Annotated in this window: 12 protein-coding genes; 10 read left to right on the forward strand and 2 right to left on the reverse strand. The window is 69.9% G+C overall.

The window, feature by feature from the left end; genetic code table 11:
* Positions 1-30: 30 nt before the first annotated feature.
* Positions 31-978 carry a 5-dehydro-2-deoxygluconokinase gene (gene iolC, locus ACFV9T_RS08625; protein ID WP_385437667.1) on the reverse strand — a complete coding sequence of 316 codons (948 nt, stop codon included), beginning with the start codon at positions 976-978 and terminating at the stop codon, positions 31-33.
* A 301-nt stretch (positions 979-1279) separates the two neighbouring features.
* Between iolC and ACFV9T_RS08630 the strand changes: the two genes are divergently transcribed.
* From ACFV9T_RS08630 to ACFV9T_RS08670, 9 genes are all read left to right on the forward strand, one after another.
* Complete coding sequence (locus ACFV9T_RS08630; RefSeq protein ID WP_385437668.1) at positions 1280-2290, forward strand: sugar ABC transporter substrate-binding protein; 1011 nt, start codon at positions 1280-1282, stop codon at positions 2288-2290.
* 7 nt (positions 2291-2297) lie between these two features.
* Positions 2298-3368, forward strand: a complete 1071-nt coding sequence (locus ACFV9T_RS08635) for an ABC transporter permease (protein WP_385437669.1) — start codon at positions 2298-2300, stop codon at positions 3366-3368.
* A gap of 5 nt (positions 3369-3373) precedes the next feature.
* Entirely contained in the window at positions 3374-4249 is an 876-nt protein-coding gene (locus ACFV9T_RS08640) for an ATP-binding cassette domain-containing protein (protein WP_385437670.1), read from the forward strand.
* 200 nt (positions 4250-4449) lie between these two features.
* Positions 4450-5370, forward strand: coding sequence for a sugar phosphate isomerase/epimerase family protein (locus ACFV9T_RS08645; RefSeq protein ID WP_385437671.1), 921 nt, complete (start codon positions 4450-4452; stop codon positions 5368-5370).
* A gap of 55 nt (positions 5371-5425) precedes the next feature.
* Positions 5426-6445 (forward strand): Gfo/Idh/MocA family protein, encoded by a 1020-nt coding sequence (locus ACFV9T_RS08650; RefSeq protein ID WP_385437672.1) that lies wholly within the window; start codon positions 5426-5428, stop codon positions 6443-6445.
* 85 nt (positions 6446-6530) lie between these two features.
* A complete protein-coding gene (locus ACFV9T_RS08655) occupies positions 6531-7388 on the forward strand; it encodes a sugar phosphate isomerase/epimerase family protein (protein WP_385437673.1) in 858 nt (285 codons plus the stop codon).
* Positions 7389-7416: 28 nt separating this feature from the next.
* Complete coding sequence (locus ACFV9T_RS08660; RefSeq protein ID WP_385437674.1) at positions 7417-8856, forward strand: sugar porter family MFS transporter; 1440 nt, start codon at positions 7417-7419, stop codon at positions 8854-8856.
* 45 nt (positions 8857-8901) lie between these two features.
* Positions 8902-9924 (forward strand): Gfo/Idh/MocA family oxidoreductase, encoded by a 1023-nt coding sequence (locus ACFV9T_RS08665; protein WP_385437675.1) that lies wholly within the window; start codon positions 8902-8904, stop codon positions 9922-9924.
* 139 nt (positions 9925-10063) lie between these two features.
* Positions 10064-10267, forward strand: a complete 204-nt coding sequence (locus tag ACFV9T_RS08670) for a helix-turn-helix transcriptional regulator (protein ID WP_385437676.1) — start codon at positions 10064-10066, stop codon at positions 10265-10267.
* Between the two features lie 13 nt (positions 10268-10280).
* Here ACFV9T_RS08670 and ACFV9T_RS08675 read toward each other — a convergent pair whose 3' ends face one another.
* Complete coding sequence (locus ACFV9T_RS08675; protein WP_385437677.1) at positions 10281-12626, reverse strand: MMPL family transporter; 2346 nt, start codon at positions 12624-12626, stop codon at positions 10281-10283.
* A gap of 176 nt (positions 12627-12802) precedes the next feature.
* Here ACFV9T_RS08675 and ACFV9T_RS08680 point away from each other — a divergent pair, with 176 nt between their 5' ends.
* Positions 12803-13453 carry a TetR family transcriptional regulator gene (locus ACFV9T_RS08680; RefSeq protein ID WP_385437678.1) on the forward strand — a complete coding sequence of 217 codons (651 nt, stop codon included), beginning with the start codon at positions 12803-12805 and terminating at the stop codon, positions 13451-13453.
* Positions 13454-13595: the final 142 nt, after the last annotated feature.

Raw genomic sequence — 13595 nt, forward strand, 5'->3', positions numbered from 1 at the left:
ACATAGGGTCCGGCAGGACGGCGAACCGCGTCACGATTGGCTGAGCAGGGCCTCGACCTCGGCTTCCGTCGGCATCGCGGAGGAGCAGGCGAGGCGGGACGCGACGATCGCGCCCGCGGCGTTGGCGTAGCGCATGATCCGCTCCGGGTCCCAGCCCGCCAGCAGCCCGTGGCACAGGGCGCCGCCGAACGCGTCGCCCGCGCCGAGGCCGTTGACGACGTCGACCGGGACGGGCGGGACCTCGGTGGCGGTGCCGTCGCGGTGCACGGCGAGGACGCCCTTGGGGCCCTGTTTGACGACGGCCAGCTCGACGCCCGCGTCCAGCAGGGCCTGGGCGCAGGCCACGGGCTCCCGGACACCGGTGGCGATCTCGCACTCGTCCACGTTGCCGACGGCGACGGTGGCGTGGCGCAGCGCCTCGGCATAGAAGGGGCGCGCCGTCTCGGGGTCCTTCCAGAACATGGGGCGCCAGTCGAGGTCGAAGACGGTGGTGCCGCTCTTGGCGCGGTGGGCGAGGGCCGCGAGAGTGCTGCCCCGGCTGGGCTCCTCGCTGAGGCCGGTGCCGGTCATCCAGAAGATCCGGGCGGCGCGGACCGCGTCGAGGTCCAGCTCGTCGGGGTAGATCTCCAGGTCGGGGGCCTTGGGGCGGCGGTAGAAGTAGAGCGGGAAGTCGTCGGGCGGGAAGATCTCGCAGAAGGTGATGGGGGTCGGGTAGTCCTCGACCGGCGTGACGAAGCGGTCGTCCACTCCGAACCCCTGGAGTTCCTGGTGGATGTACTCGCCGAACGGGTCCGCCCCGGTACGGCTGATCACCGCGGAGCGGTGGCCGAAGCGGGCCGCGGCCACCGCGACGTTGGTCGCCGAGCCGCCCAGGAACTTTCCGAATGACTCGACCTGCGGTAGCGGCACTCCGGTCTGCAGCGGGTAGAGGTCCACTCCGATGCGGCCCATCGTGATCAGGTCGTACGGCTCACTCATGCGTGCCCCTTCGGGAAAATTCGGGAAAGACGCAGCTCAGGATTGTGGTGGGCGAACACCGGGTCCCGCCCGGCCCCTTCAGGTCTAGACGCGCCCACGGCCCGCTGTCAAGGATTTGTCATTACATTCGGACCTAACCACGAGAGCCACCCCGGAGCCGCCGCCCGCGCGTTATGGTCTCGTTACGTCCAGATGAAATGTTGTCATGACAAACTCTTGACAGGCAGTGTCCGCGAGGAGTTGGCTCCCCCTCATGCAACAGCTCTGTTAACACCGGACTGGCTTGAGAGGTGCTGGAGCAATGGACCTCAGATTCGACCGACGCCGCCGCGCGGGACTCACCGCCATCGCCGCCGTAACGGTTCTCCTCGCAACGGGATGCAGCAGTCAAGGGGGCAAGAAGGCCCAGGACGCCGCGGACGACATCTCGGCGGGCAAGGCCAACACCCCCCGGATGAAGATCGCGATGATCACCCACGCCGCCCCGGGTGACACCTTCTGGGACACAGTCCGCAAGGGCGCCAAGGCGGCCGCGGCCAAGGACAACGTCGATCTGGTCTACTCCAGCAATCCGAACGGTGGCGACCAGGCCAACCTCATCCGGAACGCGATCAACCAGAAGGTCGACGGCATCGCCGTCACCCTGGCCAAGCCCGCCGCGATGAAGGGCGCGATCGCCAAGGCCGAGCAGGCCGGGATCCCGGTCGTCGGCTTCAACTCCGGACTGGAGGACTGGAAGGCGCAGGGGCTGCTCGAATACTTCGGCCAGGACGAGAACCTCGCCGGTCAGGCCTTCGGCAAGCGCCTCAACGCGATGGGCGCCAAGCACAACATCTGCGTCATCCAGGAACAGGGCCATGTCGCCCTGGAGGCCCGCTGCGCGGGCGTGAAGAAGACCTTCAAGGGCAAGACCGACACCCTCTACGTCAACGGGACCGACATGCCGTCGGTCAAGTCCACGATCTCCGCCAAGCTCAAGCAGGACTCCAGCATCGACTACGTCGTCACGCTCGGCGCGCCGTTCGCCCTGACCGCCGTGCAGTCCGCCAAGGAGTCCGGCGGCAAGGCCAAGGTCGCCACCTTCGACCTCAACAAGGACCTCATCGCCGCCGTTCAGAGCGGGGATGTGCAGCTGGCCGTGGACCAGCAGCCCTACCTCCAGGGCTATCTGGCCGTCGACTCCCTGTGGCTCTACAAGAACAACGGCAACTTCAGCGGCGGTGGCGAGGCGCCCGTGCTGACCGGCCCCGCGTTCGTCACCAAGGACAACGTGGAGAAGATCGCGAAGTTCGCCGCGAAGGGCAATCGGTGATCCGGCCATGACCCAAGCCGCCCCGCCCGCCGCCGCCATGCCACCGGCCTCCCCCGCGGCGGCCCCCAAGACCCGCTCCGCCGACCGCTCGCTGGCCCGCCGGGCCCTCGCCCGGCCGGAGATCGGCGCATTGGTCGCCGCCGTCGGCGTCTACGCCTTCTTCTTCGCCGTCGCCCCCACCTTCCGCCAGGCGGACTCGTTCGCCACCGTGCTCTACCAGGGCTCGACCCTGGGCATCATGGCGCTCGCCGTCTCCCTGCTGATGATCGGCGGCGAGTTCGACCTGTCGGCCGGTGTCGCCGTCACCTCCTCGGCGCTGACCGCGAGCATGCTCAGCTTCCAGATGACCGCCAACGTCTGGGTCGGCGTCGGGGTCGCTCTGATCGTTTCGCTCGGAGTGGGCCTGATCAACGGGCTGCTGCTGATCAAGACCGGGCTGCCCAGCTTCCTGGTCTCGCTCGCCAGCTTCCTGATGCTCCAGGGCCTCAACCTCGCCATCACCAAGCTGCTGACCGACAACGTCGCCACCAACGCCATCAACGACATGGACGGCTTCGACTCGGCCAAGGCGGTCTTCGCCTCCGAGGTCCCGGTCTTCGGCGTCGACGTGAACATCACGGTGTTCTACTGGCTGGCCTTCGCCGCCCTCGCCACCTGGGTCCTGCTGCGCACCAAGTTCGGCAACTGGATCTTCGCGGCGGGCGGTTCCAAGGAGAGCGCCCGGGCGGTCGGCGTCCCGGTGAACCTCACCAAGATCGCGCTCTTCATGACCGTGGGCTTCGCGGCCTGGTTCGTCGGGATGCATCTGCTCTTCGAGTACAACACCGTGCAGGCCGGTGAGGGCGTCGGCAACGAGTTCTACTACATCATCGCGGCGGTGATCGGCGGCTGCCTGCTCACCGGCGGCTACGGCTCCGCGATCGGCGCGCTCCTCGGCGCCTTCATCTTCGGCATGGTCAACCAGGGCATCGTCTACGCCAACTGGAACCCGGACTGGTTCAAGTTCTTCGTCGGCGTGATGCTCCTGCTGGCCACGCTCGTGAATCTGTGGGTGCGCCGTCAGGCCACCAGGAGGTGATGGGAATGTCCGCCAACGACCTCACGAAGCCCGCCCCCGCCGCCGACGAGGGCGCGACGGAGCCGGTGGTCCAGCTCAAGGGCGTCGGCAAGCTGTACGGCAACGTACGGGCCCTGGAGGGCATCGACCTCGACGTCCGGCCGGGCCAGGTGACCTGCGTCCTCGGTGACAACGGCGCGGGCAAGTCCACCCTCATCAAGATCATCTCCGGGCTGCACCAGCACGACGAGGGCGAGTACGTCGTCGACGGCAAGCCGGTGCGGCTGCACAACCCGCGCGAGGCCCTCGACCTCGGCATCGCCACCGTCTACCAGGACCTGGCCACGGTGCCCCTGATGCCGGTGTGGCGGAACTTCTTCCTCGGCTCCGAGCTGACCCGCGGCCCCTGGCCCATCCGGCGGCTCGACATCGAGCGGATGAAGGAGACCACCCAGGCCGAGCTGTCCGCCATGGGCATCCACCTGGACAACCTGGAACAGCCCATCGGCACCCTCTCCGGCGGCCAGCGGCAGTCCGTGGCCATCGCCCGGGCGGTGTACTTCGGCGCCAGAGTGCTGATCCTGGACGAGCCCACCGCGGCGCTGGGCGTCAAGCAGTCCGGCGTCGTCCTGAAGTACATCGCGGCCGCCCGCGAGCGGGGCCTCGGCGTCATCTTCATCACCCACAACCCGCACCACGCCTACATGGTCGGCGACCACTTCTCGGTGCTGAGACTCGGCGCCCTGGAGCTGAACGCCGCCCGCGACGACGTCAGCCTCGAGGAACTCACCAACCACATGGCGGGCGGCACCGAGCTGGCCGCCCTCAAACACGAGCTGGCGCAGGTGCGCGGGGTCGATGTGGAGGAGCTTCCCGAGGCCGTCGACACCCCCTCGGCCTGACAGGACGTATCGACATGACGTACTGACATTACGTCCGAATGTCCTGGCAAAGTCTTGACGGCCCCCGGTCCGGCCCGTAAAGCTGCCCAAACCAGCATGAAACGCGGGCCCCGACCACCACCGTGACCACCACCGAGCGCAAGCGACCCGCACTGCCCCCTTCCCCGGTCCCCCCGACCGGCGAGAGGAGACCCTCTTCCATGACTGCCGCCGCCTCCCCCGCACCCGCCCTGGACCGCATCCGGGTCGGCTCGGCCCCCGACTCCTGGGGGGTGTGGTTCCCGGACGACTCGCAGCAGGTCCCCTGGCAGCGCTTCCTCGACGAGGTCGCGGAGGCCGGTTACGAGTGGATCGAGCTGGGCCCGTACGGCTATCTGCCGACCGACCCCGCCCGGCTCACCGAGGAGATCACCCGCCGGAACCTCACCGTCTCGGCGGGCACGATCTTCACCTCGCTGCACCGCGGCCCCGACGTCTGGGACGCCACCTGGGAGCACGTCTCCCAGGTCGCCGAGCTGACCCGGGCCATGAACGCGAAGCACCTCGTGGTCATCCCCTCCTTCTGGCGCGACGACAAGACCGCCGAGATCATCGAGCCGGCCGAGCTGACCGCCGAGCAGTGGCGCCACCTGTCCACCGGCATGGAGCGCCTCGGCCGTGAGGTGCGCGAGCGCTTCGGGCTCGACATCGTCGTCCACCCGCACGCCGACACCCACATCGACGGCGAGGAGAACGTGGCCCGCTTCCTCGACGCCACCGACTCCGACCTGGTCAACCTCTGCCTGGACACCGGCCACTACGCCTACTGCGGCGGGGACAGCGTCAAGCTCATCGAGACCTACGGCGAGCGCATCGGCTACCTCCACCTCAAGCAGGTCGACCCGGAGATCCTGTCCGACGTGGTCAAGAACGGGGTGCCGTTCGGCCCGGCCGTCAAGCGCGGCGTGATGTGCGAGCCGCCGAAGGGCGTCCCGGAGCTGGAGCCGGTCCTGGCGGCCGCCCAGAAGCTGGACGTGGACCTGTTCGCCATCGTCGAGCAGGACATGTACCCCTGCCCGCCCGACCAGCCGTTCCCCATCGCCCAGCGCACCCGCCGCTTCCTGCGCTCCTGCGGCGCCTGACCCTCCGCCGATCTCTTAGATCCTCCGGACGAGCAGAAAGAGAAAAGAGACACCTATGACCCAGCAGGGCACGCTCGGGATCGCCGTCATCGGGACCGGCAAGATGGGCGCCGACCACGTCCGCCGCATCAACGACGTGATCAGCGGCGCCCGGGTGGCGGCCGTGGTCGACATCGACGAGGCGCGCGCCAAGGCCGTCGCCGACCTCTCCGAGGGCTGTCAGGCGTTCACCGACCCGGCCGCCGCCATGGCCGCGCCGGGCGTGGACGCGGTGCTCATCGCCTCGCCAGGACCCGCGCACGAGGCCGCGCTGCTCAGCGCGTTCGAGCACGATCTGCCGGTGCTGTGCGAGAAGCCGCTGACCCCGGACTCGGCGTCCGCGCTGCGGGTGCTGGAGGCCGAGCAGCGGCTCGGTCACCGCCGTATCCAGGTCGGCTTCATGCGCCGCTACGACACCGAGTTCATGAAGCTCAAGGCGCTGCTCGCCTCCGGTGAGCTGGGCCGCCCGCTGCTGATGCACTGCCGTCACCGCAACGCCTCGGTGCACTCGTACTTCACCACCGAGATGCTGATCAACGACTCCGTGGTGCACGAGATGGACCAGTCGCGCTGGCTGCTGGAGCAGGAGATCGCCAACGTCACCGTGCTCAAGCCGACCCCCAACTCGAACGCCCCCGAGGGGCTTGCCGACCCCCAGCTGGTGATCTTCGAGACCACCGGCGGCGCGATCGTCAACGTCGAGATCTTCGCGAGCTGCGGCTTCGGCTACCAGGTCCAGGCCGAGGCGGTCTGCGAGCGCGGCACCGCGCGCGTCGGCGACGCCCACGGCATGCTCGTCAACCGCCCCGGCACCTGGGGCGGCGAGATCGCCCCCGACTTCGTGGCCCGCTTCGAGGAGGCGTACGACCGCGAGGTGCAGGCCTGGGTCAACGCCACCAAGCGCGGCGAGGTCGAGGGCCCGAGCGCCTGGGACGGCTACGCGGCGGCCGCCGTGTGCGAGGCGGGCGTGCGCGCGCAGACCACCGGTGAGCGCACCCCGGTCGACATGATCGTGCGCCCCGCCTTCTACGCCTGACGCTCCCGGGCGGGCCGGTCGCCGCCACGACCGGCCCGCCCCTTTCTCCCTCCCGTTCTCCCTGCTGGAAAGGTTTCTCCTTCTCATGAAGATCGCCCTCGACCCGCATATGCTGCGCAAAGGGCCGCTGCTCGAACTCCCGGCCCTCGTCGCCGAGCTGGGCTTCGAGTACATCGAGCTGTCCCCCCGGGACGACTTCATCCCCTTCTTCAAGCACCCGAGGGTCGATGACGGCACGGTGCGCCAGTTCCGCAAGGCGCTGGACGCCGCCGGGGTGAAGATCTCCTCCGTACTGCCGCTGTTCCGCTGGTCAGGACCGGACGAGGACGAGCGCCAGGCCGCCGTCCGCTACTGGAAGCGGGCCATCCAGATCACCGCCGATCTGGGCGTGGACAGCATGATCTCGGAGTTCAACGGCCGCCCCGAGGACCCCAGCCGCAGCGAGGGCCAGTTCTGGCGGTCGATCGAGGAGCTGCTGCCGGTCTTCGAGCGCGAGTCCATCCGGCTGACGCTGGAGCCGCACCCCGATGACTTCATCGAGGAGGGGTACGAGGCGATCAACATGATCCGGGGCATCAACCACCCCCAGGTCTCCTACCTCTACTGCGCCCCGCACACCTTCCACCACGGCAATGACGCCCCCGGCCTGATCAAGCACGCGGGCGATCTGCTCACCCATGTGCATCTGGCCGATACCTTCGATCACACCGCGTCCTCGGGGCTGCGCTACATCATCAACCCGCCCGGCTCCACGGCCCGTATCCACCAGCACCTGGACATCGGGCAGGGCGAGGTCGACTTCGACGCGCTGTTCGGCGCGCTGCGCGACAACGACTTCGACGGAACGCTGACCTCCTGCGTCTTCGCGTGGGAGGACCGCGCCCGCGAATCGTCCCTCTTCATGCGCCGGAAGATCGACGAATACCTCTCCTCCTGGAAGTAGAAGGCCCGTACCGAGGAGAGCATTCAGCATGACGACCGAAGGCCCCACCACGGTCCACGCACCACCCACCGCCGCTCCGGAGGAATCGGCGGCACCCCAACGGCACGCGCTCACGAAGATCGCCGTGATCTCCACGCTCGGCGGACTGCTCTTCGGCTATGACACCGGGGTCATCTCCGGTGCGCTGCTGTTCATGAAGGACGACCTGGGGCTCACGCCCTTCACCGAGGGGCTGGTCGTCAGCTCGCTCCTGGTCGGCGCCGCCTTCGGCGCGCTGACCGGCGGGCGGCTCGCGGACGCCCTGGGCCGCCGCCTCACCCTGCTGCTCGCGGCCGTGCTCTTCGGGCTCGGCGCGCTCGGCACGGCGGTCGCCCCCGATGTGCCGCTGATGGTGATCTCGCGGGTGGTGCTCGGGCTCGCGGTCGGCTGCGCCTCGGCGGTGGTCCCGCTCTACATCGCCGAGATGGCACCCCCGCACCGGCGCGGTCGGCTCGTCACCCAGAACGAGCTGATGATCGTCACCGGTCAGGTGATCGCGTTCACCGTGAACGCCCTGATCGACCGGGTGTGGTCCGGCGAGCACATCTGGCGCTGGATGCTCGCGGTCGCGGCGGTGCCCGCCGTGCTGCTCTTCGTCGGCATGCTGTTCCTGCCGGACACCCCCCGCTGGTACGCGAGCCGGAGCCGGGACGCGGAGGCCCAGCGGGTCCTGCGCCGGACCCGGCCCAGGGCCGAGGCGGACGGCGAACTCGCGGCCATCCGCACCGCGATCGCCTCCGCCGCGCACCAGCCGAAGGCGAGCTGGGCGGATCTGCGGACCCCGTGGATCCGGCGGCTCGCCCTCATCGGCGTGGGCATCGCGGTCTGCCAGCAGATCACCGGCATCAACACGGTGATGTACTACGCGCCGTCCATCCTGGAGTCCACCGGACTCGGCACCAGCGCCTCGCTCGTCTCCACCATCTCGGTCGGCGTGATCTCGGTCGTCATGACCTTCGTGGGCATCTGGCTGCTGGGCCGGGCCGGACGCCGCCCGATGCTGATCGCCGGGCAGATCGGCACCACGACCTCGCTCTTCGTGCTCGGGCTGTGCTTCACGCTGCCGGAGTCCGGGGTGCGCAGCTATGTGGTGCTCACCTTCATGGTGGTCTTCGTGGCCTTCCAGCAGTGTCTGATCTCGCCCGTCACCTGGCTGATGCTGGCTGAGATCTTCCCGCTGCGGCTGCGCGGGTTCGTGATGGGCCTGTGCGTATGGGTGCTGTGGATGGTGAACTTCGCGGTCGCGCAGACCTTCCCGCCGCTGGTGGCCGCCTGGGGCTCGACCGCCACGTTCTGGCTGTTCGCGGTGTGCGGCATCGGCGCGATCGTCTTCTCCACCCGTTGTCTGCCGGAGACCAAGGGGCGCACGCTGGAGGAGATCGAGGCCGACCTGTGCGGCCCGGCCCGCCTCACCCCACAGACCGACTGACCGCCCCTTTACGACCTCAACGACCTCAACGAGACGGGAACCCTTATGCGCATCGGATTCCTCGGCGCGGGCCGCATCGGCGCCTTCCACGCCGCCGCCCTGGCCGGTACGGACGGGGTCGACGAGCTGCTGATCGGTGACGCCGACGCCGGGCGGGCCGCCGAGGTCGCCGAGCGCGTCGGCGCCCGGGCCGCCGCGTCGGTGGACGCGGTCTTCGAGAGCGGCATCGACGCCCTGGTGATCGCCACCCCGACCGTCACCCACGCCGATCTGATCACCCGGGCCGCCCACGCCGGGCTGCCCACGTACTGCGAGAAGCCCATCGCCCTGGACCTCGCGGGCACGGTCCGCGCGCTGCGCGAGGTCGAACGGGCCGGGACCATGCTCCAGATGGGGTTCCAGCGCCGGTTCGACGCCGGGTACCTGGCCGCGCGGGAGGCGCTGCGCAGCGGGCGGCTCGGCCGGGTGCACACCCTGCGGGCCGTCACCTCCGACGCCTCGCCCCCGCCGCCGGAGTTCCTGCCCCACTCGGGCGGGCTGATCCGGGACTGTCTGGTGCATGACTTCGACGCCGTGCGCTGGCTGACGGGCCGTGAGGTGGTGGAGGTGTTCGCGTCCGGCTCGGACGGCGGCGCCGCCTTCTTCCGCGAGGCGGGCGACGTCGATACGGCGGCGGCGCTGCTCACCCTGGACGACGGCACGCTGGTCACCGCGACCGCCACCCGCTACAACGGGGCCGGTTACGACGTACGGATGGAACTGTCCGGGGAGCGCGACCAGTTCGTGGTGGGGCTGGACGACCGTACGCCGTTCACCTCGGCCGAACCGGGCGGTCCCCCCGGCCCCGCCCGGCCCTGGGCGAACTTCCTGGAGCGGTTCGAGGCCGCGTACCGGGCGGAGCTTGCGGCCTTCGTCAAGGCGGCCCGGGGGGAGGCCGCCAATCCGTGCTCCGGCCAGCAGGCGCTGTACGCCCTGCTGGTGGCCGAGGCCTGCGAGCTGTCCCGCCTGGAGCACCGCCCGGTCCAGCTCACCGAGATCACCAAACGCATGTCCGACCTGGAGGCGTGAGCCCCGGGGCCGTCGCGTCACCCGGCGGTCACAGGCGTCACATCTGCGCGCGGCTTACGTCACAGGTGTTCAACAGCCCCTAGCCGCCCGTCACCCGGCCTCGTTCACCGGACACAGGCCGAGTGAAAGGGCGCGTGTGATGACCGATCGAAGGCTGTGGTCCTACAAGGAGATCGCCGCACATATCGGTGTACAGACCGACACCGTACGGTCCTATCGCAAGCACGGTCATATGCCGCCCCCCGATCTGGTGGAGGGCGGCAAACCGTATTGGTACGCGGATACGATCCGGGCCTGGGTGGCCCGCAGACCCGGCAACCGCCGCGCCCGGCGCGAGGACTAGGAGGACCAGGGCGTCAGTGCGTACTCACCCGATCCCGGTCCCGGCGCCGGTCCCCCTTCGTTACCGGGACCGTCCCCGCCTCCTCGCCGGGTTCGCCGGAGGGGGTGTCGTACGAGGGGGCGGATTCCCCCTCGCTCAGCCCGAACCGGGCGTGCAGGCGGCGCAGCGGGCCCGGGGCCCACCAGGTGGCGCGGCCGGTCAGCTTCATCACCGCCGGTACCAGCAGACTGCGCACCACCATCGCGTCCATCAGCACGGCCAGGGCGATACCGAGGCCGAGCATCTTGGTGTTGGTGACCCGCGAGGTGCCGATGGCCACCATGACCACGGCCAGGATCAGCGCCGCCGCCGTGATCAGCCCGCCGGTGCGCCGCAGTCCGAACTCCACCGCCGCCTCATGGTCCCCGGTGCGCTCGTACTCCTCCTTGATGCGGGAGAGCAGGAAGACGCCGTAGTCCATGGAGAGCCCGAAGGCGACGCAGAACATGAGCACGGGCAGGGTCGTCTCTATGTCTCCGGAGCTGGTGAAGGCCAGTGGTCCGGACAGATGCCCCTCCTGGAAGACCCACACCATGGCGCCGAACATCGCGGTGAGGCTGAGCGCGTTGAGCAGCACGGCCTGGAGCGGGATCAGCAGGCTTCCGGTGAGCAGGAAGACCAGCAGCAGGGTGACGGCGATGATGATCGCGCCCGCCCAGGGGACCCGGTCGCCCAGGGATTCCTTGGTGTCCACCAGGACGGCGGCGGTGCCGGTCACGGAGGTCTGGAACGGGGGACTCTGGGCCCGGATGTCCCGCACCAGGTCCTGGGTGGCGGGCTCGACGCCCTCGCCCTTGGGCTGCACGCTGAGATACGCCGCGCCGCCGCCCGCGCGCGCCGCCTCGGCCGGGCCGGGCTTGCCCACCTGGTGGCCGTCCGCGAAGTGACCGGCCGGGCTGTCCACCCGCAGCACTCCGGGCAGGGCGGAGACCTCGGCGCTGTAGTCGGCGAGCGCCGCGGCCCCGGGCTTGCCCTCGGCGATGATCTCCACCCCGCCGCCGGGTCCGCCCGCGAAGCCGTCCCGGATGTGCTGCTGGACGACGTGGGATTCGGCGCCGGAGGGCAGCTGGCGGTCGTCCGCGGTGCCGAACTCCACCCGCAGGAAGGGCAGCCCCAGCGCCACCAGCCCGGCGACGGTGGCCAGGGCGAAGACGGGGGCGCGCCGCATCACCAGCCGGGCGAACCGGCCCCAGCCCGCGCCAGGTTCCGCCTTGTCGGCGGCCCCGTCGGCGCTCTTGTCGGCCTGCCGACGGCGGCGCAGCAGTCGGGTGAGGTCCCACTTGTTGACGCGGTCGCCCAGCAGGATGAGCGCGGCGGGCAGCACCACCAGGGCGGCGGCCGCGGCGATGAGCACCACGGCGATGCCCGCGTAGGCGAAGGAGCGCAGGAAGTACTGCGGGAAGACCATCATCGCGGCGAGCGAGACGGCGACGGTGAGCGCGGAGAAGAGCACGGTCCGCCCGGCGGTGCGCAGGGTGGTGGCGACGGCCGGGAGGGTCTCCCCGCCCGCCGACAGCTCTTCGCGGAAGCGCCGCACGATGAACAGGGCGTAGTCGATGGCGAGTCCGAGGCCGAGCGCGGTGGTCAGGTTCTGCGCGAAGACCGAGACATCGGTGAACTCGGTGAGCACGCGCAGCACGGCGTCGGTGCCCAGGATCGCGATGACGCCGATGAGGAGCGGCAGCAGGGCGGCCACCGCGCTGCCGAAGACCATGACGAGCAGCACCAGGGTGACGGGCAGGGCCATCATCTCGGCGCGCAGCAGGTCTTCCTGGATGGTGGTCTGCATCTCCTGCTTGACCGCGACCGGTCCGCCGACGGAGACCTCGACCGGTCCGTGCCGCCCGCGCAGGTCGGGGGCAATCCGCTCCAGCGTCTTGCCCGCAGCGTTCTCGTCGCCGGTGACGCGCGCGGCGATGAGCGCCGAGCCGTGGTCCTTGCTGCGCAGGGCGGACGCGCCGGTATTCCAGTAGGAGGTGACGCCGGTGACGTCCTTCTCGGCCGCGAGCTTCTTGCCGAGCGCCCGGGCCTCGGCGGCGACCGCCGGGTCGTCCACCTTCTTGCCGCCGCCGTCGACGAGCAGGATGAGGTTGGGCTGCGAGGCGGGGAAGTGCTTCTCCAGCGCCTTGGTGGCGTACGAGGACTGGGACGCCGGGTCCTCCCAGCCGCCGCCCGACAGCCGGTCGGCGACTCCGCTTCCGGCCACGACGGCGAGCGCCGTGAAGAGCAGGGCGATCAGCAGGGACAGCCGTGGCCTGGCGGTGACCAGGCGGGTCCATCCTCCGATCCGCTCGCCGGGCGGCCGATTGACGTCGGTCATGACGCGGTGTCCCCTTCACCTGTGCCCATGCGGCCGCCCCCGCTCGGGCGAGCGGGCAGGCGGGCAGCATGGGTCGCTGATTGCCACGGACTGGCAAACACGAGTGCCCGCTCGCATTTCTCAAGAATGCGAGCGGGCACTCGTGTTTGTCAATCGCACATGGGAAACTGTGGATTGTGACCGAGACCCAGGCAGCCCGACCCGCGACCCCGCGCCGCAGGCAGGCGCGCGGCGAGCGCCGGATCCAGCAGCTGCTGGACGCCGCCGCCAGCGTCTTCTGCCGCACCGGCTACGCCTCCGCGAGCACCAACGCGATCGCCCGCGAGGCCGGGGTCTCACCCGGCACGCTGTACCAGTTCTTCCCGAACAAGGAGGCCATCGCCGTCGAGCTGGGCGACCGCCTCACCCAGCGGATGCGGGACACCCACGGCGTGGCCTTCGCCGAGGAGAACGCCGCGCTGCCGCTCGGCGAGATGCTGGACGTGGTCCTCGATCCGATGATCGAGTTCAACTGCGACAACCCCGTCTTCCTCACCCTGATCTGCTCGTCCGACGCCCCGGGCACGGTCGCCGAGGAGCACGCGGCGCTGGCGGCCACGCTGCAGACCCGGGTCGAGGGGCTGATCGGCACCTACGCCCCCGAGCTGCCCCCGGAGCGCCGCACCCACATCGCGACCATGGGGTTCGCCCTGTTCAAGGCCGGGCTGGAGCTGATCCTCTCCCACGAGGGCGAGGACCGGGACGCGTACATCACCGAGCTGAAGAACTGCCTGTACGGGTATCTGGCCCCCATCGTCGGCACCGAGACAGCGCCAGCCCAGCACTGACCACCACCCGGCAACCCACCTCTGTGGCACCCCAGGCTTCCGGGAATACCCCCTAGGGGTATAAAGTTGAGGTGTCAGGGGGCGCTGCGCCAACCGGCGTCCCTCGCGTACCGTCAGCCACTCCCCCACAGAGGAGAAGTCC

It is taken from the genome of Streptomyces sp. NPDC059850 (assembly GCF_042731515.1).
Lineage (GTDB): Bacteria > Actinomycetota > Actinomycetes > Streptomycetales > Streptomycetaceae > Streptomyces.